The sequence below is a fragment of the Accumulibacter sp. genome (assembly GCF_036625275.1).
GTDB lineage: Bacteria > Pseudomonadota > Gammaproteobacteria > Burkholderiales > Rhodocyclaceae > Accumulibacter.
Genome location: NZ_JAZKUD010000002.1, coordinates 187,658 through 202,840 on the forward strand (window position 1 = coordinate 187,658; position 15,183 = coordinate 202,840).

The following is a 15,183-nucleotide window of genomic DNA, read 5'->3' on the forward strand; positions in this document are numbered from 1 at the left end:
TACATGGGGGCAAAATCAACAGGGAGAAGGGGCTAATGGTCGCGCTGCCTGACGACCATGACCACAGCACGGTCTGCGGCTTTCTGGCAGTAGCAGTGCGCCTGCCTGACTTGGCGTCCCCACGGGGATTCGAACCCCGGTACCTACCGTGAAAGGGTAGTGTCCTGGGCCTCTAGACGATGGGGACCCGGAAAATCTCTTTCGAAATGCTGGTGGAGGTACGCGGGATCGAACCGCGGACCTCTTGCATGCCATGCAAGCGCTCTCCCAGCTGAGCTATACCCCCTCGAAAGAGGATTGGATTATAGGGCCCCAAGCGGCTATTGTAAAGTGGAAGTGACGGCTCGGTGGACGTGCTTTTACCGCCGCATCGACCGCGACTTCCTTGATCTGGTCAGGCGTATTCCGGCTGGAAGGCCTGCTCCGGATTCGCGGTCGGTGCGTCACCGCTCCAGTACGGGGAGAGTTTCCGCAACTTCGCGATCACCGGCGGTACGGCGGCGATGACGCGGTCCACTTCCTCTTCGGTGTTGTAGCGCGAAAGCGAGAAGCGAATCGTCCCGTGTGCCGCGGTGTAAGGGATGGCCATCGCGCGCATGACATGCGACGGCTCCAGCGAGCCCGAGGTGCAGGCCGAGCCGGAAGACGCGGCAATGCCGAGCTGGTTGAGGAGCAGCAGAATGCCCTCGCCTTCCACGTACTCGAAAGCGATGCTCGCCGTATTGGGCAGACGGTAGAGCGTGTCGCCATTGACGAAGGCGTTCCTGACGCTGCCGAGAATCCCTCGTTCGAGGCGGTCACGCAGGCGCTTGACGGTCGTGTTCTCGGCCACCAGATGCTGTTGGGCAAGCTCGCAGGCGACACCGAGGCCGACGATCGACGCCGAGTTCTCGGTGCCCGCACGGCGCCCACGCTCCTGATGGCCGCCGCGCAGCAGTGGGCGGAAACGGGTATTGCGACGCACATACAACACACCGATGCCTTTCGGTGCATGCAGCTTGTGACCGGACAACGAGAGCATGTCGATCTGCGTGCTCTTGAGATCGATGGCGACCTTGCCGACGGCCTGCACGGCGTCGGTGTGGAAAAGGATGCCTTTCGCGTGCGCCATCTCGGCCATTTCCTCGACCGGAAAAAGGGTTCCCGTTTCATTGTTCGCCCACATCGCCGAAACGATCGCCACGCGCTCGTTGAGCAGCGACCGGTACTCGTCGAGGTCGAGCCGCCCCTTGCGGTCGACGCGCAGGCGATGCACGACGTAGTCCTCCTTCTCGAGGTGGGCGCACAGGTTGAGGATCGCCGGATGCTCGACCACCGTGGTGATCACCGTCCGCCGTTCCGGGTGGGCTTTCAGCGCCGAGAGGATGGCCGTCGCATCGGACTCGGTGCCACAGGAATTGAACACGATTTCGCTGTCGTGAGCCGCGCCGAGGAGCGACTGGACCTGCATGCGCGCCTGCTTGATCGCCTTGCCGACCTGCGAACCGAAGCTGTGGATCGAGGACGCGTTGCCGAACTGTTCGGTAAAGTAGGGCAGCATCGCCGCCACGACGGCGGGATCGCAGGCCGTCGTGGCATTGTTGTCCATGTAGATCGGTTGCATGGCTTCTCCTGTCGGTTGACGGACGGTTACGCGCGAACCAGTGCGGCGACCGGCAGCACCTGTACCAGTTCGCCCAGGGCTTCGATGAGTTTCTGCTGCACGCCGCCAAGGGTGGCGGATTCCATGGAGCATCCGCGGCAGGCGCCGGTGAGTTCGACGTAGACTTTCTTGCCGTCGACCTCGACCAGGGTGACGTCACCGTGGTCACGCTGCAGCGAAGGACGGATCGCCTCCAAGGTCTCCTCGATCCTGCGGATGCGCTGGTAGTTGGTCAGCTTCGGCTTGCTCACCCCGTCGCCGCTTGCCGGGCGCGCCTTGGTCGGCCTCGCTTCGTTGGCGTAGAGCCGACCATTGACGGCAATCAGGATGTCCTCGATCTTCTCGTGACACGCCGAACAGCCGCCACCGGCCTTGGTATAGTTGGCGACCTCCTCGATGGTGCGCAGGCTGTTGGCGCGCACCGTATCCTCGATCATCACGGCGTCGATGGCGAAGCACTTGCAGACCAACTCGCCCTCCTCGTGATCCTCCTTCCAGGTCTCGCCGCGATAGTTGGCGACCGCCGCCTGCAGTGCTTCGCGCCCCATGACCGAACAGTGCATCTTTTCCGGCGGCAGTCCGTCGAGATAGTCGGCGATGTCCTGGTTGCTGACCTGTAGCGCTTCGTCCAGTGTCTTGCCCTTGATGATTTCGGTCAGCGCCGACGACGAGGCGATCGCCGAGCCGCAGCCGAAGGTCTGGAAGCGCGCATCGTCGATGACCTCGGTTTCCGGGTTGACCCTGAGCATCAGGCGCAGCGCGTCGCCACACTTGATCGAACCGAAGTCGCCGACACCGTTGGCGTTCTCAAGCGGCCCGGAATTCCTCGGATTGAAGAAGTGTTCGCGCACCTTTTCGGAATAGTCCCACATGGCGATCTCCTCAGCCCGCGAACGACTGGCCGCAGGCGCAAGCGCCCGCGACATTCGGATTGTTGAACTTGAAACCGGTCTGCGTGAGGCTGTCGACAAAATCGACCGTCAGGCCGTCGAGCATTGAACTGCTCAACGGATCGACCAGCAAGCGGGCAGCAGCGCCGACGTCAAATTCCAGATCGTCCGTGCCCTTGTCCTGTTCGAGACGCAGTCCGTATTGCAGGCCGGCGCAGCCGCCGCCCGAGACAAAGATGCGCAGACCGGCGACGGGAGTCTCGGTGGCCTTGACGAAGCGGCTGATTGCCTTTATGGCGGCGGGGGTCAGATGGATCATGAGGTGCTCTCCTTGATGTGGGACGGGTTCCCCGAGTTTATCAAAGCAAGCTTCGTACCAGGCCTGCCGATGAGGCGCAACACCATGATTTTCATATATTTTCGCTATTCCCGTGCAGTTGAATGGATGTCGCAAACGCGACACTCGGAATGGCAACACGGTCGCAAGACAACGGCAGACGCGCAGAACTCACTCCATTCACCCCGCAGCCACCTCGTAGGTGTAGCAGTCCTTCGGGCAAACACGACCGCAGGCGCCGCAGCCGATGCAGTCGGCGCCGTTGGCGATGGTCATCACCATCATTTCGTCATCGTCATCGGCATCCTCGTCGGCGTCGGCCAGCAACTGCTCGCTCCGTTCGACCAGATCGAGAACATTGCGTGGACACACCTTGTAGCAGCGACCGCAGCCAATGCACTTTTTCGGATCGAGAAAACTGACGAACTGCGGGATCCATTCGTCCCCGCCGCGGGTGCGTCCAGTGATGGTACCCATGCGCTTATCCTTTCTGTACCGCCTGCAGGCGGGCGTTGGCTTCCGCCCACGCTTTGCACGCCGTGAGGGTTGCCTGTGAAATTTCCGGAAGCTCCTGCCACGCGGCAGGCAGGCGGTCCTCGACCAGATCGTGGAGCCTCGCGGCCTGCTCGCTGGCCAGACGCTTCAACTTCTTCACCTGCCGATCGAGATCCCTGATTTCGTCTTCGCTCATCTTTCTACCCTCACATGCCCGCCACTTCCGGGAATCGGCCGATGACGCCGAGCGCTACGGCGAGGTGTTTGTCGGCTTCGCTCTTCATCTTCGACAGCGACTCGAAGCCGAAGCGATGCACATCGCGCAGCGTCCGATCCATCACCACCAGCTTGCCGACGGTGATCAGCGCGCGCCCGAAGCCTTCGTGGGTGATCTGTACGAAGGGCACCGCCATCTGCCCGCATTCCTTCTCGATCAATACCGCAATCGCGTTGTGGAAAGCCTTGACGCGGGCCAGTGTCAACTCGTCGGGATCGCCGATGGTCGGCAGCGCGCGCTTCTGCTCCTTGCTCAGCACGTAGCCGGCGAGGATCGTCGGCACCGGCTTGCCGTCCCACTGGCCATAGCTGTCGAGCGCTCGCGTCTGACGCAGCATTTCCCTGATGAATTCGGTGGCATAGATTGGCGCGTCGTCGGGCGTGATCGCGGATACCGGGGCAAGACCTGCAGTCATGGGCTTTCTCCAGGAAATGACTGGGATGAACGAGTAACAGAGACGGTCGGCTGCAGATGGCCGGCGAGCAGCCGGCGATGTAGCAGACGGACCAGGAACAGTCCGGTGGTCAGACCAATGGCGGCACCGAGGGCGGCGGCGGCGTCGCCAGCGAAGGAAAACAGCGCCGTGCCGAGCAGCAGCGTCACGACCGGCAGCAGGTAGCCAATTGCCATGGCGAGGGAAAAGTTCGCCTGATCCAGTTCGAGCAGCACGGGGTCGCCGACCGCCATGTCCGCCAACGCCGCGACGCGGAGCGACTGTTCGCTGCCGCGGCCGCAGACGGCGCGTGCCCGGCAAGCATGGCAGCCCGATTCGGTGGCGATGCGTACCTCGGCCACGTCGCCATGCACGCCGACCACCCGGCCGCGAGCTTGCAGAGGACCCGCCGTCATTCGTCCCAGCCTTCGTCAAGCATGCGATCGAAGCGGGCGCTGTCGCCCTCCTGCCGGCGAATCGCCTGGTCAACCCAGGCGGTGCCGCCAGCGCAGATCGCGCGGCTGATCTGCTGCAAGAGCACGTCGATCGCTGCCTCATCGTCGAGCCGGATCGGCTGCACGCCGACGGCCAGCAACTGCTTCACCGCCGAGGCGCCGGCCGCCAGGCAATAGACGGCGGCGCAACTCGCCAGCGCCGAAACCCGCGCCGGCAGTCGGCCTTCGTTGGCTTCCATGGCGGCCGGCGGAAACTCGACGATTTCGACCAGTTGCGCGCGCTCGCCGTCCAGGGCGTAGACCGCAAAACCTTCGGCGGCGCCGAAATGCTGATTCACCGTGCTGCGGTCGTTGCTGGCGAAAGCCACCCTGAGCATGCCCGGCGCCTCGTTAGTGGTGGGCCAGGCCAGCGCCAGACGGCGCCCGCGTCGGCGCACCGACGTCGTTGCCGACCCGGTAGATCGATCGGTGGACAGGGATGTCATGATGGCTCCCGAGGAAGAGATTGGCGATATCGAACAAAGCCTGACGCGCGCCGCGATAGCCGACCCAGGTCCGCGCGTAGCCGCCGACCCAGTCGTACTGGGGAAAACCGGCACGCAGCAGCGGTACTTTCAGGCGTTGCGCGCTGGGCGCGGCGTGCGAGTTGGCGACGATCAGCTGGGCGCGCTGCGCCAGTGCCGCACGTTCCAGATCCTCGAGATCGCCGATGCGCACACTGGTGGCCGGCAGATCGGCGAGCACCTCGGCACGCGTCGACGCCACTGCGGCGACGACTTCGCCGCCGACACCGGTGAGGAACTGCCCCAGCGCCACCAACAGGTCGGGATCAGCGGCAATGCCGATGCGCAGGAAACCGGTCATGAAATGGGTGTCGACCATCGCGTCCTGCAGTTGCGCCCGCTGGCGTTCGATGGCGGGGGGTACCGGCTGCCCCGAGATTTCGGCCAGCGTGAGGATGAAGGCATCACAGGCATCGAGGCCGAGCAGATGACCGAAACGAAAATCCGGCACGCCACTGCGCGCCCGCAGCAGATCGGCCGCCTTGTACAGCGAACGGCCAATGACGATCGTGGCGGTCGCCTCGCCGAGCGTGGCGATGGCGGTTTTCGGTGTCCCGCCCAGGGTCAGCGGCGTGCTCTCCTGGTCGATCAGATGCCCGTCGAGCGAGTCGCCGAGGTCGGGCAGCACCACCGGCTGCAGACCGAAGGCCTCGATCCATTCCTTGATCGCTTCAATGTCTCCCGGCGTCAGCATCGACGACGCGAGGACATTGACCTGCCGGGGGCAGCCCGCAACCGGCACCGGCCCGAGGTCGGCGGGGAGCAGCGTGTCGATGATCGCTTCGACGGCGAGAGCAAAGCCGGACTCGAGGCAACCGCTGTAGTCCGGTGTGCTTACCGGTACCACAGCGGTGCTCGCAAACTCCGGATGTCGGCTGCGGAACTCGCGCACCAGGCGCGGCATGTCGCAGCCCTGGGTCTCGGAGAGCCCGGTAGTCGGCAGGCCGATAATCTCCGGCCGACTCTTCTCGCAGAGCACGCGCAAGCCCTCGATGACGTTCTCGTCGGCACTCATGATGCTCGACACCTGATCCATGGCCGTCGTCTGTAGCGGGATCGGCTCGCGGAAATGGCGTACCAGGAACACCTTGCCGAAAGCCGTACAGCCCTGCGACCCGTGCAGCATCGGAATCGCCCGCCGCAGGCCGAGGAAAGCCAGGGCGGCGCCGATCGGCTGACTGGCCTTGAGCGGATTCACCGCCAGCGGCTTGGCGCGCTTGAGGATTTCAGGCAAGGGTTTCTCCCGCAGGTGCTGGCGCCTTGCCCGCGGCCGGCACGACCTGCCATGGCGCCGGCGCCCGCACCTTCTTCCACACCGGCGATTCCAGCGTCAGCGCGAGTTGGCGAACCAACTCCAGCATGCCGCCATAGCCGGCGTAGCCGAATTCCCTTTCCTGGTTGATGTCGAGAAAGGGGATGCGGGCCTTCAAAGCCGTGTACAAGTTGCGCCCGCCAGCGATCAGAATGTCCGCCTGGTAGTCCTGGTAGGCCTGTAGCAGCGCTTTCGGGCTGCCGTCGGTGATCATCTTCGTCGCCTCGCCCATGATCTCGCGGATGCGCGCCTTGTCCTCCTCGGTCGACTTGTTGGTACCGGTGGCCACCACCGTCATACCCAGATCCTGCAACGCCGAGACCACCGACCAGCTCTTGACGCCACCGGTGTAGAGCAGCACCCGCTTGCCGGCCAGCCGCGCTCGCCAGGGTTCGAGGGCCGCGCGAACGGCGCCCTCCTCGCGGGCGATCATCGCTTCGGTGCGCGCCGCGAGGTCGGCGTCGCCAAGCAAGCGGGCGAAGTCACGGAAGGCCTGCGAGGTGTCGGTGATGCCGTAGAAGCTGCCTTCGAAAAAGGGCACGCCAAAGTCGCTTTCAAGTTTGCGCGCGACATTGAGCAGCGCCTTGGCGCAGACCACCATCGACGCTTGCGCGCGATGCATGATCTGCACCTCGTGGAAGCGTGCGTCGCCCGAGAGCGTGCACAGAATGCGCAGGCCCAGCTCGTCGAAGAGCGGCGCGAGGTACCAGAACTCGCCGGCAATGTTGTATTCGCCGATGAGGTTCACGTCGTGGACCCGGATGCCCGGCCGTTGCGCGGATGCGGCGACCGGTGCCGGTTCGCGGGTGCCGATCACGTACTTGAACATGGCTTCGCCGGCGATGCGGTTGCCGAGGTTCTTGGTGCCGTAGAAGCCGGCGCAGTCGACCGGCACCACCGGCACCCCCCAGCGCGCGCTGGCCGCTCTGGCCACCGCCTCGAGATCGTCGCCGATCAGCGCCGGAACACAGGTCGAGTAGAGGAAGACGGCCTTCGGCGCGTAGTCGTCGATCGCCTGCTTGATGGCGAGAAACAGCCGTTTCTCGCCACGCCCCATGATCACGTCCTGCTCGGTGAGGTCGGTGGTCATGCCGATGCGATAGAGCGTCGGTCCCGACGAACGCGCGCCGCGGTTGTCCCAGGAGGCACCGGCACAGGCGATCGGCCCGTGCACGATGTGAGCGACGTCAGCAATCGGCAGCAGCGCGATCTGCGCACCGTCGAACGAGCAGCCGCCCGCCGTCGCACCCGGTTTGGTGCGCGCGCAACCGGATTTCTCGTTCCTGTTGTGAGCACAGGCAGGCTCGTTCAGCAGTTGGGCAATTTCGGCTGTCTTCATGGCGTCAGTCCTCGGTTCCCTGGCATGCCGCAATTGCCGTGCCAACGCTAAGCGCCTGATTCCGCATCCTTGTGCCTGGGCCGGGTTTTGTCGGGTTCACGACATTGTCGCGTCGAACGAAGCACAGGAGCACCACCCGCCGATCAAGGCAGCCTGGCGTGGATTCTGCTTGAAGTCCCTCGTCTGCCACCTGGGAGCCCTGTATGCTCAACCCGACCGACAAGCTGCCGAGCATGCGACTCGGCGAAGACCTGTGTGCCCTCGCCTTGCGTGGCGTCATTGGCCAGGCGCTGAAGGCGGGCCGCCAGCCGTTGATCCGGGGCCTCCCGGAACAACGTCTGCAAGCGGTCCTTGCGACCCTTGCGATCCCTTTCCCCGGCGCAGGGTTCGCGGCAGACACTGGGGCGTGGACTCCCGACGATGACGGCGACGAGTTTGCCGATCTCCTCGATCTATTGCTCGAAAACCTGGCGCTGCCTGACGAGTCGGGCATCTGCCTGTGTCATGCCATCGCGACGGCGGCAATGGGCGCAGACCATCTCTGGCAGGACATGGGGCTGCCTAGCCGCACGGTACTATCGGACTTGCTGCGCGAGCACTTCCCCGTCCTGGCGGCGAAGAACGTCGGCGACATGAAATGGAAGAAGTTCTTCTACCGCCAGCTCTGCGAGCGCGCCGGCGTGCCGATCTGCAAGGCGCCACACTGCGCCGAGTGCTGCGACCGGGCGCTCTGCTTCGGGCCAGAGGAGGGCTGAGGGTAAAGCTGGCCTTCTTCTTGCTACCGCGATATAGCAGGATGTAATCACGCTTGGCGAGTGTCGCAAAGCAGTCAAAGACCAGCCCCCGAGGAGACTCTCATGGCCAGCCCGCTACCGACAGCTTCCTTTGCCGCCGGCCTGGCACGCGGACGGCGATGGGACGACCGAATTGCCCGAGCGCATCGATCGCAGCCACGCCATCAGCGCTTCTGCCAGCGCCATGGACATCAGCCACCAAGCAGCAGGGCAGACGGCGGAGTCAATGGACCTCCTATCGGAACAGCCCTTGGTGAAGCGGCAGGCCGGTGGCCGTGATGGCGGCAGTAGCAAGCTCACCGCCAGTGGCCATGCTCACCAATGACCGCGTCGCCGAACCTGGCCTACCGGAGGAGGTGCGCGCTGGTGCCCTGATCAAGGCTTCGCACATCATCCTGACCGTTCCGGCCTGAATGCAAGGACCGCCCCATGCTCCGTCAAATTTTTTTCGCCGTGGCCCTGTTGACTGCGACATCGGCTCATGCGGACGAGATCAGCGTCGCCGTCGCGGCCAACTTCGCCTCGCCGATGCAGAAGATCGCTGCCGAGTTTGAAAAGGACAGCGGTCACACCGTCGTTGCGTCGTTCGCTTCGACCGGCAAGTTCTACGCCCAGATCAAGGCCGGCGCACCTTTTGAAGTGCTGTTCGCCGCTGACGACGACACCCCGGCACGTCTGGAGAAGGAAGGTGACGGCGTGGCCGGCAGCCGGTTCACCTACGCGATCGGCAGACTCGTGCTCTGGAGTCGGACAAAGGGCTTCGTTGATGACCAGGGCGAAGTGTTGCGCAAGTCCGACTTCCAGCACCTCGCACTGCCCAACCCCAAGCTCGCACCCTACGGCGCAGCCGGCGTCCAGACGCTGCAGGCGCTTGGCCTGCTCGACAGACTACAGTCGAAATTCGTCACTGCCGAGAACGTTGGCCAAACCTACCAGTTCGTCGCCTCCGGCAACGCCGAACTCGGTTTCGTCGCGCTCTCACAGGTGTACAAGGAGGGTCGTATCGCCGAAGGGTCGGGCTGGATCGTGCCGCCGAAACTCCACGACCCGATCCGCCAGGATGCGCTGCTGCTCACCAGGGGCCAAGGCCGGTCGGGTCCCGCCGCGCTGCTGAAGTATCTGCGTGGCGACAAGGCAAGGTCGATCATCAGGTCCTTCGGTTACGAATGGTGAGGATCACCGGTGTCATGGCCGGAACCAGGCTCCCGCTGACCGCCGCACCGCTTTCCCCAGCGCGCTGCGGCGTCGCGGTGGTTCGGCCGCCATGCTGAACCCGGCCGACCTCGCTGCAGTCTGGCTCACGCTCAAGCTGGCCGGGACGACCACCGCCGTGCTGCTCTTGCTCGGCACGCCGATGGCCTGGTGGCTGGCACACACCCGGCACTGGGCGAAAGGAGTGATCGGCGCCTTGGTAACTCTGCCGCTGGTGCTGCCGCCAACGGTTCTCGGCTTCTACCTGCTGGTGCTGATGGGACCGGACGGAATGCTCGGCCGCTTGCTGGCGGCGGGCGGACTGCCAGCGCTGCCCTTCACCTTCAGTGGCCTTGTCGTCGCCTCGGTGATTTACTCGATGCCTTTCGTCGTGCAACCCCTGCAACAGGCCTTCGAAGCCATCGGCGAGCAGCCGCTGGAAGCGGCAGCGACGCTGCGTGCCGATCCCTGGGATACCTTCTTCACGGTGGTGGTGCCGCTCGCCCGACCAGGTTTCTTGACCGCGGGAATCCTCGGCTTCGCGCATACGGTGGGCGAGTTCGGAGTGGTCCTGATGATCGGCGGCAACATTCCGGGCAAGACCCAGGTGTTGTCGATGGCCATCTACAACCATGTCGAAACCCTCGAGTACGAGGCCGCGCATCGGCTCGCCGCCGGCATGCTGGCTTTCTCCTTCGCCGTCCTGCTGCTGCTCAACGCGCTCAAACCGGAGCGGGGCCGGTGAGCATCCGGGCCCGCTTCCGCCTGCCCTACCCGGCTTTCACGCTGGATGTCGATCTCGATCTGCCGGGACAAGGCATCACCGCCCTCTTCGGACGCTCCGGATCGGGCAAGACGACGCTGCTGCGCTGCATCGCCGGACTCGAAAAAACCGCCGACGGCTTCCTTGCAGTCAATGGCGAAACCTGGCAGGACGGTGCACGCCGACTACCCGTGCATCGCCGCCCGCTCGGCTACGTCTTCCAGGAGGCGCGACTTTTCCCGCATCTCGATGTTGCCGCCAATCTCGATTTCGGGCGCCGCCGCATCGCCGCGCATCAGCGCCGCGTTTCACTCGCCCAGGCTGTCGAGCTGCTTGGCATCGGCCATCTGCTCGCAAGGCGGAGCGATCACCTGTCGGGTGGCGAGCGTCAGCGCGTGGCGATTGCACGCGCGCTCGCCACCAGCCCACGCCTGCTGCTGATGGACGAACCCCTGGCGGCGCTCGACCACGCGCGCAAGCAGGAGATTCTGCCGTACCTGGAGCAACTGCGCGACGAAATGGAGATCCCCATCCTCTACGTCAGTCACGCCCCCGACGAGGTGGCGCGACTCGCCGACCATATCGTGGTCATCGACGACGGCCGAGCCGTCACGCAGGGCCCATTGGCCGAGGTCCTGGCGCGCGTCGACCCGCCGCTGCGCCTCGGCGACGACGCCGGTGTGGTTTTCTCCGGCACAGTGGTCGAACGAACGGCCGAGTGGCATCTCGCCCGGATTGCCTTCGCTGGCGGCGAAGTCTGGGTGCGCGACGGCGGGACTGCCGTCGGGCGCCGCGTGCGCCTGCGCATCCTGGCCCGCGACGTGAGCATTGCGCGCAGCCGTCATGACGACGTGAGCATGATGAATCTGCTGCCAGCAACGGTGCTCAGCCATGTGGCCGAAGACCATCCGGCGCTCGCGCTGGTGCAGTTGCGCGTCGGCGACACGCCCATGCTGGCACGCCTGACCCGGCATTCGGCATGCCGCCTCGAACTCGCACCGGGCCAGCAGGTCTGGGCTCAGATCAAGGCAGTGGCGCTGGTCGGCTGAGCCCGCAACAGTGGTCACGCGGATGCCGCACTGCTCCGGGTTGGCGCAATGCCAGGCCAGACGTTGCCTGGCGGAAGCACACAATCACGTCGCAAACCCGACAATTCCCCGATTCGCCGCTGCAAGGCACTGATTTTCAATGACTTCATTTCTGGCACCGGAATTGCAGGTTGCTCAGTGCCATGAACCACAACCCTCCCGCCGAGATCATCATCAACGACACCACCCTGCGCGACGGCGAGCAGTCGGCGGGTGTCGCCTTCAGTCCCGACGAAAAGACCGACATCGCGCGTCGCCTTGACGCGCTGGGCGTGCCCGAACTGGAAATCGGCATTCCTGCGATGGGCGAGGCTGAACGCGAGAGCATCCGGGCGGTTGCCGGGTTGGGACTGCAGGCGCGCCTGATGGTGTGGACGCGGATGAACCACACCGACATTACGCTGGCGGCGAATCTCGGTGTGCCGTTGATCGACATTTCCGTACCTGCCTCGGACCAACACCTGCAGGCGAAGCTGCGGCGCGATCGGGAGTGGCTGCTGGCGGAAATCGGCGTGCACGTACAACTGGCGCGTGACCTGGGCTTCGGCGTCGGTGTCGGCGCCGAAGACGCCTCGCGCGGTGACCCGGACCTGTTGGCGGCGATTGCCGAAACCGCGCAGGCAGCCGGCGCCCAGCGCATCCGCTTTGCCGATACGCTCGGCATCCTCGACCCCTTCGCGACGTTCGAGCGCATTCGCCACCTGCGTTCGTGCTGCGATCTCGAAATCGAGATGCACGCCCACGACGACCTCGGGATGGCCACCGCCAATACGCTGGCAGCCGCCCGCGCCGGCGCGACGCACCTCAACACGACCGTCAACGGGCTGGGCGAACGTTGCGGCAACGCACCCCTGGAAGAAGTCGTCCTTGGCCTGCATCTGTGCCAGGGGATGGCAACGGGGATCGATCTCGCCGGCTTCCCCGCCATCTCGCAGCGCGTGGCCGTCGCGTCCGGGCGCCCCCTGTGCTGGCAGAAGAGCGTTGTCGGCGAAGGCGCTTTCACTCATGAAGCGGGGATTCACGTCGACGGCCTGCTCAAGGATCCGGACAACTATCAGGGCTTCGATCCGGGACTGGTCGGGCGCCGGCATCGCGTGGTTCTCGGCAAGCATTCCGGAGCGCGCGCCGTGCAACAGGTGATGGCGGGTCTCGGTCATGAGCTGTCGGACACCTCTGCACGCACTTTTCTGCAACGGCTGCGCAGCTTCGTCGCGGAGAAGAAGCATTCACCGTCGGCGGCCGATCTGTTGAAGCTGCTCGGATCCTGAACCGATGAACCCGGAAGATGGCGATGGCTGACCGACTTGAACTGCTGGAACTCAGCGATGACGTTCTCTATTTCGACGAGCCTTGTCCGCCACGGGTCGCGGCCCAGATCGACGCCGCGGCGCATGACTACGGCCAGCCGGTCGCCGAGCAACGGCTGCTCTACGCCTATTTCCTGGCACCCGAGCAGCTCTCGGTCCTGGTCGCACTCTACCGTTACTACTTCTATCAGCATCGCCTCGAAGACGCCCTGGTCGTCGCCGAACGCGCCCTGGATGTCAGTGCGCGCCGCCTGCAACTGGCCGGCGGCTGGCGCAACCTGGGGCCGCGCACTCTCGGCGAGGCGGCCATGCGTTCGATGGGCATGCTGCGCTTTCATCTGCTGGCGCTCAAGGGGTCGGCGGTGATCCTGCTGCGCCTCGGGCGAATTGGCGAGGCTTGCACCCGCCTGCGGACGATTGCTGATGTCGACCGGCGCGATGCCCTCGGCGCCCTGCCGTTGCTCGAGGTCATCGATCGCCAGTACGCATCTTCCCCCGAACCCCTGAATTGAGAGAGGAGAAAACCATGGCTTGCGCCAACGACACCTTTGAGGACGAGTTCGCCGAGTTGAGTTCGGCGGAAGAGTTCCTTGACTACTTCGGCATCGACTATGCGGTGCCGGTGGTGCAGGTCAATCGCCTGCACATCCTGCAACGCTTTCACGATTATCTGGCCAAGCAGGAAGCCGGCAAGGCGCCGGACTACCTCGCCTATCGCCACTGGTTGGCGTGCGCCTACGCCGACTTCGTCGGCTCCACCGCGCAGGCCGAAAAGGTCTTTGCCGTATTCCGGAAGGCCGAAGGGTCGTCCTTCGTCCCCCTCTCCTCGCTGACGGACTGAGCCCGTGTTGCCGCGCTGGGACTACGGCGATGCGGTGCGCGTGACGCGCAACGTGCGCAACGACGGCACCTTCCCCGGTGTGCCGACCGGCGACCTGCTGGTGCGACGCGGGCGCATCGGCCATGTACGCGGGGTCGGCACCTTTCTCCAGGATCAGATCATCTACTCCGTGCATTTCCTCGACGAGGGACGCCTGGTTGGCTGCCGTGAAGACGAACTGATCGACGCCAACGAAGCGTGGATCGAAAATCGTTTCGAGGTTCGCCAGCGGGTGCGCGCGCGGCGCCCGCTGGCCGTTGGCGGGGAGGTGCGCGTGCCGGCCGGCAGTCGCGGCCAAATCCTGAATCTCGACAAGTCCGGGACCCAGGGTGTCGTCTATCAGACGCACTTCGACTGCCTCGCTGGCGTCCCCCTGTGGGTACCCGAGGCGGCGCTCGACGAATGGCGCCGGCCAGACGATGGCTGAGGCGGGTGGCATCTACCGGTCGATCAAGCTCGCCGCGCAGTTGTTCGGCAAGCCGCTGGAGTCTCTCACTCCGGAAGAACGGCGCCGGCTGACCCAGGTCGCCGCCCGGCAGCAGGAAATCGAGGCGCTGATCCTGGAAACCCCGGAAGCGGCGAGCGTGATGCTCCCGGCAGCCTCGATCGACGCCAGTCTGAGGGAAATCCGCCGTCGCTACGCCGATGATGACGAGTATCACGCCGAGCTTGCACGCGTCGGCCTCGATGTGCCGTCATTGCGCCAGGCGGTGGCGCGCGACCTGGTGGTCGAGGCCGTTCTGGAGAAGGTCGCGGCAAGGTTGGCGCCGGTCAGCGATACCGATGTCGAGATCTTCTGGTACATCAACCGCCACCGCTTTCGTCATGGCGAAACGCGTCTGCTGCGACACCTCCTGGTGACCATCAACGAGGGGCTGGCAGGTAACGAGCGGCTGGCCGCGCGCGCGCGGATCGACGCCATCCATGCCCGGTTGCTCAAGGAACCTCAGCGCTTCGCTGAGCAGGCACTGAAGCATTCCGAATGCCCGACCGCGGTCCATGGCGGCCTGCTCGGCCGCGTGCCGCGCGGCCAGCTTTATCCGCAACTCGATGCGGTGGCCTTTGCCCTCGCCGAGGGAAGTCTCTCGGAGGTGATCGAGAGCGAACTGGGCTACCACCTGATCCGCTGCGAAGCCATCCAGCACGAACGACTACTGAGTTTCGCGGAAGCCCGCAAGACAATCCGCGAACATCTCGAAGGCCAACAACAGGCGCTCTGCCAGAAGGCGTGGATCAAGGCCCTGCGCCGGCAGGGGGCCGAACGGTTGCCTGATTAGTGAGCCCCCTATATCACAGGCTTGAGAAGGCGCTGCTCATCCTCGCCGAACGGCCGATCATCGCCGTAGAGGCCGTAGGGCAACGCCGTGAAACTGCCCCTATGGAAGCCGGGAATCACGCCAACCTGATCGATTAGGCG

20 protein-coding genes and 2 tRNA genes are annotated in these 15,183 nt (G+C 64.8%); 10 read left to right on the plus strand and 12 right to left on the minus strand.

Annotated elements, in window-relative coordinates:
* Positions 1 to 111: 111 nt before the first annotated feature.
* The 12 genes from V5B39_RS02115 to nifE all read right to left on the minus strand — a co-directional run bounded on the left by V5B39_RS02115 (position 112) and on the right by nifE (position 7,743).
* Positions 112 to 187, minus strand: a tRNA-Glu gene (locus V5B39_RS02115).
* A 23-nt stretch (positions 188 to 210) separates the two neighbouring features.
* A tRNA-Ala gene (locus V5B39_RS02120) sits at positions 211 to 286 on the minus strand.
* Positions 287 to 394: 108 nt separating this feature from the next.
* A complete protein-coding gene (gene nifS / locus V5B39_RS02125; protein WP_332341068.1) occupies positions 395 to 1,603 on the minus strand; it encodes a cysteine desulfurase NifS in 1,209 nt (402 codons plus the stop codon).
* Positions 1,604 to 1,629: 26 nt separating this feature from the next.
* Positions 1,630 to 2,514, minus strand: coding sequence for a Fe-S cluster assembly protein NifU (gene nifU, locus V5B39_RS02130; RefSeq protein ID WP_332341070.1), 885 nt, complete (start codon positions 2,512 to 2,514; stop codon positions 1,630 to 1,632).
* 10 nt (positions 2,515 to 2,524) lie between these two features.
* On the minus strand, positions 2,525 to 2,851 hold the full coding sequence (locus V5B39_RS02135) for a HesB/IscA family protein (RefSeq protein ID WP_332341072.1): 327 nt from the start codon (positions 2,849 to 2,851) through the stop codon (positions 2,525 to 2,527).
* Positions 2,852 to 3,049: 198 nt separating this feature from the next.
* A complete protein-coding gene (fdxB, locus tag V5B39_RS02140; protein WP_332341074.1) occupies positions 3,050 to 3,346 on the minus strand; it encodes a ferredoxin III, nif-specific in 297 nt (98 codons plus the stop codon).
* A 4-nt stretch (positions 3,347 to 3,350) separates the two neighbouring features.
* Positions 3,351 to 3,560 (minus strand): CCE_0567 family metalloprotein, encoded by a 210-nt coding sequence (locus tag V5B39_RS02145; RefSeq protein ID WP_332341076.1) that lies wholly within the window; start codon positions 3,558 to 3,560, stop codon positions 3,351 to 3,353.
* A 10-nt stretch (positions 3,561 to 3,570) separates the two neighbouring features.
* The gene (locus tag V5B39_RS02150; RefSeq protein ID WP_332341078.1) at positions 3,571 to 4,056 is read right to left on the minus strand and encodes a NifX-associated nitrogen fixation protein; all 486 of its coding nucleotides are present in this window, start codon (positions 4,054 to 4,056) and stop codon (positions 3,571 to 3,573) included.
* Positions 4,053 to 4,490: a SoxR reducing system RseC family protein gene (locus V5B39_RS02155; protein WP_332341080.1), complete on the minus strand. Its 438-nt coding sequence runs from the start codon at positions 4,488 to 4,490 to the stop codon at positions 4,053 to 4,055. Before V5B39_RS02155 ends, V5B39_RS02150 begins: the two co-directional genes overlap by 4 nt.
* Complete coding sequence (locus V5B39_RS02160; protein WP_332341082.1) at positions 4,487 to 5,014, minus strand: NifB/NifX family molybdenum-iron cluster-binding protein; 528 nt, start codon at positions 5,012 to 5,014, stop codon at positions 4,487 to 4,489. Before V5B39_RS02160 ends, V5B39_RS02155 begins: the two co-directional genes overlap by 4 nt.
* Positions 4,920 to 6,326, minus strand: a complete 1,407-nt coding sequence (nifN, locus tag V5B39_RS02165; RefSeq protein WP_332341084.1) for a nitrogenase iron-molybdenum cofactor biosynthesis protein NifN — start codon at positions 6,324 to 6,326, stop codon at positions 4,920 to 4,922. Before nifN ends, V5B39_RS02160 begins: the two co-directional genes overlap by 95 nt.
* Positions 6,319 to 7,743 (minus strand): nitrogenase iron-molybdenum cofactor biosynthesis protein NifE, encoded by a 1,425-nt coding sequence (gene nifE, locus V5B39_RS02170; protein WP_332341086.1) that lies wholly within the window; start codon positions 7,741 to 7,743, stop codon positions 6,319 to 6,321. The genes nifN and nifE overlap by 8 nt, the downstream gene beginning before the upstream one ends.
* Positions 7,744 to 7,946: 203 nt before the next feature.
* Here nifE and V5B39_RS02175 point away from each other — a divergent pair, with 203 nt between their 5' ends.
* From V5B39_RS02175 to nifM, 10 genes are all read left to right on the plus strand, one after another.
* Entirely contained in the window at positions 7,947 to 8,498 is a 552-nt protein-coding gene (locus tag V5B39_RS02175; RefSeq protein WP_332341088.1) for a nitrogen fixation protein NifQ, read from the plus strand.
* A 317-nt stretch (positions 8,499 to 8,815) separates the two neighbouring features.
* The gene (locus V5B39_RS02180; RefSeq protein ID WP_332341090.1) at positions 8,816 to 8,950 is read left to right on the plus strand and encodes a hypothetical protein; all 135 of its coding nucleotides are present in this window, start codon (positions 8,816 to 8,818) and stop codon (positions 8,948 to 8,950) included.
* 16 nt (positions 8,951 to 8,966) lie between these two features.
* The gene (modA, locus tag V5B39_RS02185) at positions 8,967 to 9,710 is read left to right on the plus strand and encodes a molybdate ABC transporter substrate-binding protein (RefSeq protein WP_332341092.1); all 744 of its coding nucleotides are present in this window, start codon (positions 8,967 to 8,969) and stop codon (positions 9,708 to 9,710) included.
* 91 nt (positions 9,711 to 9,801) lie between these two features.
* Entirely contained in the window at positions 9,802 to 10,473 is a 672-nt protein-coding gene (gene modB, locus V5B39_RS02190; protein WP_332341094.1) for a molybdate ABC transporter permease subunit, read from the plus strand.
* Positions 10,470 to 11,540 (plus strand): molybdenum ABC transporter ATP-binding protein, encoded by a 1,071-nt coding sequence (gene modC / locus V5B39_RS02195; protein WP_332341096.1) that lies wholly within the window; start codon positions 10,470 to 10,472, stop codon positions 11,538 to 11,540. The genes modB and modC overlap by 4 nt, the downstream gene beginning before the upstream one ends.
* A gap of 182 nt (positions 11,541 to 11,722) precedes the next feature.
* Complete coding sequence (gene nifV / locus V5B39_RS02200; RefSeq protein WP_332341098.1) at positions 11,723 to 12,847, plus strand: homocitrate synthase; 1,125 nt, start codon at positions 11,723 to 11,725, stop codon at positions 12,845 to 12,847.
* 23 nt (positions 12,848 to 12,870) lie between these two features.
* The gene (locus V5B39_RS02205; RefSeq protein WP_332341100.1) at positions 12,871 to 13,398 is read left to right on the plus strand and encodes a hypothetical protein; all 528 of its coding nucleotides are present in this window, start codon (positions 12,871 to 12,873) and stop codon (positions 13,396 to 13,398) included.
* Between the two features lie 14 nt (positions 13,399 to 13,412).
* On the plus strand, positions 13,413 to 13,727 hold the full coding sequence (gene nifW, locus V5B39_RS02210) for a nitrogenase-stabilizing/protective protein NifW (RefSeq protein WP_332341102.1): 315 nt from the start codon (positions 13,413 to 13,415) through the stop codon (positions 13,725 to 13,727).
* A gap of 4 nt (positions 13,728 to 13,731) precedes the next feature.
* Entirely contained in the window at positions 13,732 to 14,193 is a 462-nt protein-coding gene (locus tag V5B39_RS02215) for a nitrogen fixation protein NifZ (RefSeq protein WP_332341104.1), read from the plus strand.
* Positions 14,186 to 15,043: a nitrogen fixation protein NifM gene (gene nifM, locus V5B39_RS02220; RefSeq protein WP_332341106.1), complete on the plus strand. Its 858-nt coding sequence runs from the start codon at positions 14,186 to 14,188 to the stop codon at positions 15,041 to 15,043. Before V5B39_RS02215 ends, nifM begins: the two co-directional genes overlap by 8 nt.
* Positions 15,044 to 15,183 lie beyond the last annotated feature (140 nt).

Bases quoted from the DNA above. Each gene is read 5' to 3' on its own strand.
- nifU (WP_332341070.1), bottom strand. From the start codon at position 2,514: ATGTGGGACTATTCCGAAAAGGTGCGCGAACACTTCTTCAATCCGAGG.
- V5B39_RS02180 (WP_332341090.1), top strand. From the start codon at position 8,816: ATGGCGGCAGTAGCAAGCTCACCGCCAGTGGCCATGCTCACCAATGAC.
- V5B39_RS02150 (WP_332341078.1), bottom strand. From the start codon at position 4,056: ATGACTGCAGGTCTTGCCCCGGTATCCGCGATCACGCCCGACGACGCG.
- nifS (WP_332341068.1), bottom strand. From the start codon at position 1,603: ATGCAACCGATCTACATGGACAACAATGCCACGACGGCCTGCGATCCC.
- nifM (WP_332341106.1), top strand. From the start codon at position 14,186: ATGGCTGAGGCGGGTGGCATCTACCGGTCGATCAAGCTCGCCGCGCAG.
- V5B39_RS02175 (WP_332341088.1), top strand. From the start codon at position 7,947: ATGCTCAACCCGACCGACAAGCTGCCGAGCATGCGACTCGGCGAAGAC.
- fdxB (WP_332341074.1), bottom strand. From the start codon at position 3,346: ATGGGTACCATCACTGGACGCACCCGCGGCGGGGACGAATGGATCCCG.
- modB (WP_332341094.1), top strand. From the start codon at position 9,802: ATGCTGAACCCGGCCGACCTCGCTGCAGTCTGGCTCACGCTCAAGCTG.
- V5B39_RS02160 (WP_332341082.1), bottom strand. From the start codon at position 5,014: ATGACATCCCTGTCCACCGATCGATCTACCGGGTCGGCAACGACGTCG.
- nifV (WP_332341098.1), top strand. From the start codon at position 11,723: ATGAACCACAACCCTCCCGCCGAGATCATCATCAACGACACCACCCTG.
- V5B39_RS02145 (WP_332341076.1), bottom strand. From the start codon at position 3,560: ATGAGCGAAGACGAAATCAGGGATCTCGATCGGCAGGTGAAGAAGTTG.
- V5B39_RS02205 (WP_332341100.1), top strand. From the start codon at position 12,871: ATGGCTGACCGACTTGAACTGCTGGAACTCAGCGATGACGTTCTCTAT.
- nifE (WP_332341086.1), bottom strand. From the start codon at position 7,743: ATGAAGACAGCCGAAATTGCCCAACTGCTGAACGAGCCTGCCTGTGCT.
- modA (WP_332341092.1), top strand. From the start codon at position 8,967: ATGCTCCGTCAAATTTTTTTCGCCGTGGCCCTGTTGACTGCGACATCG.
- V5B39_RS02135 (WP_332341072.1), bottom strand. From the start codon at position 2,851: ATGATCCATCTGACCCCCGCCGCCATAAAGGCAATCAGCCGCTTCGTC.
- V5B39_RS02155 (WP_332341080.1), bottom strand. From the start codon at position 4,490: ATGACGGCGGGTCCTCTGCAAGCTCGCGGCCGGGTGGTCGGCGTGCAT.
- nifW (WP_332341102.1), top strand. From the start codon at position 13,413: ATGGCTTGCGCCAACGACACCTTTGAGGACGAGTTCGCCGAGTTGAGT.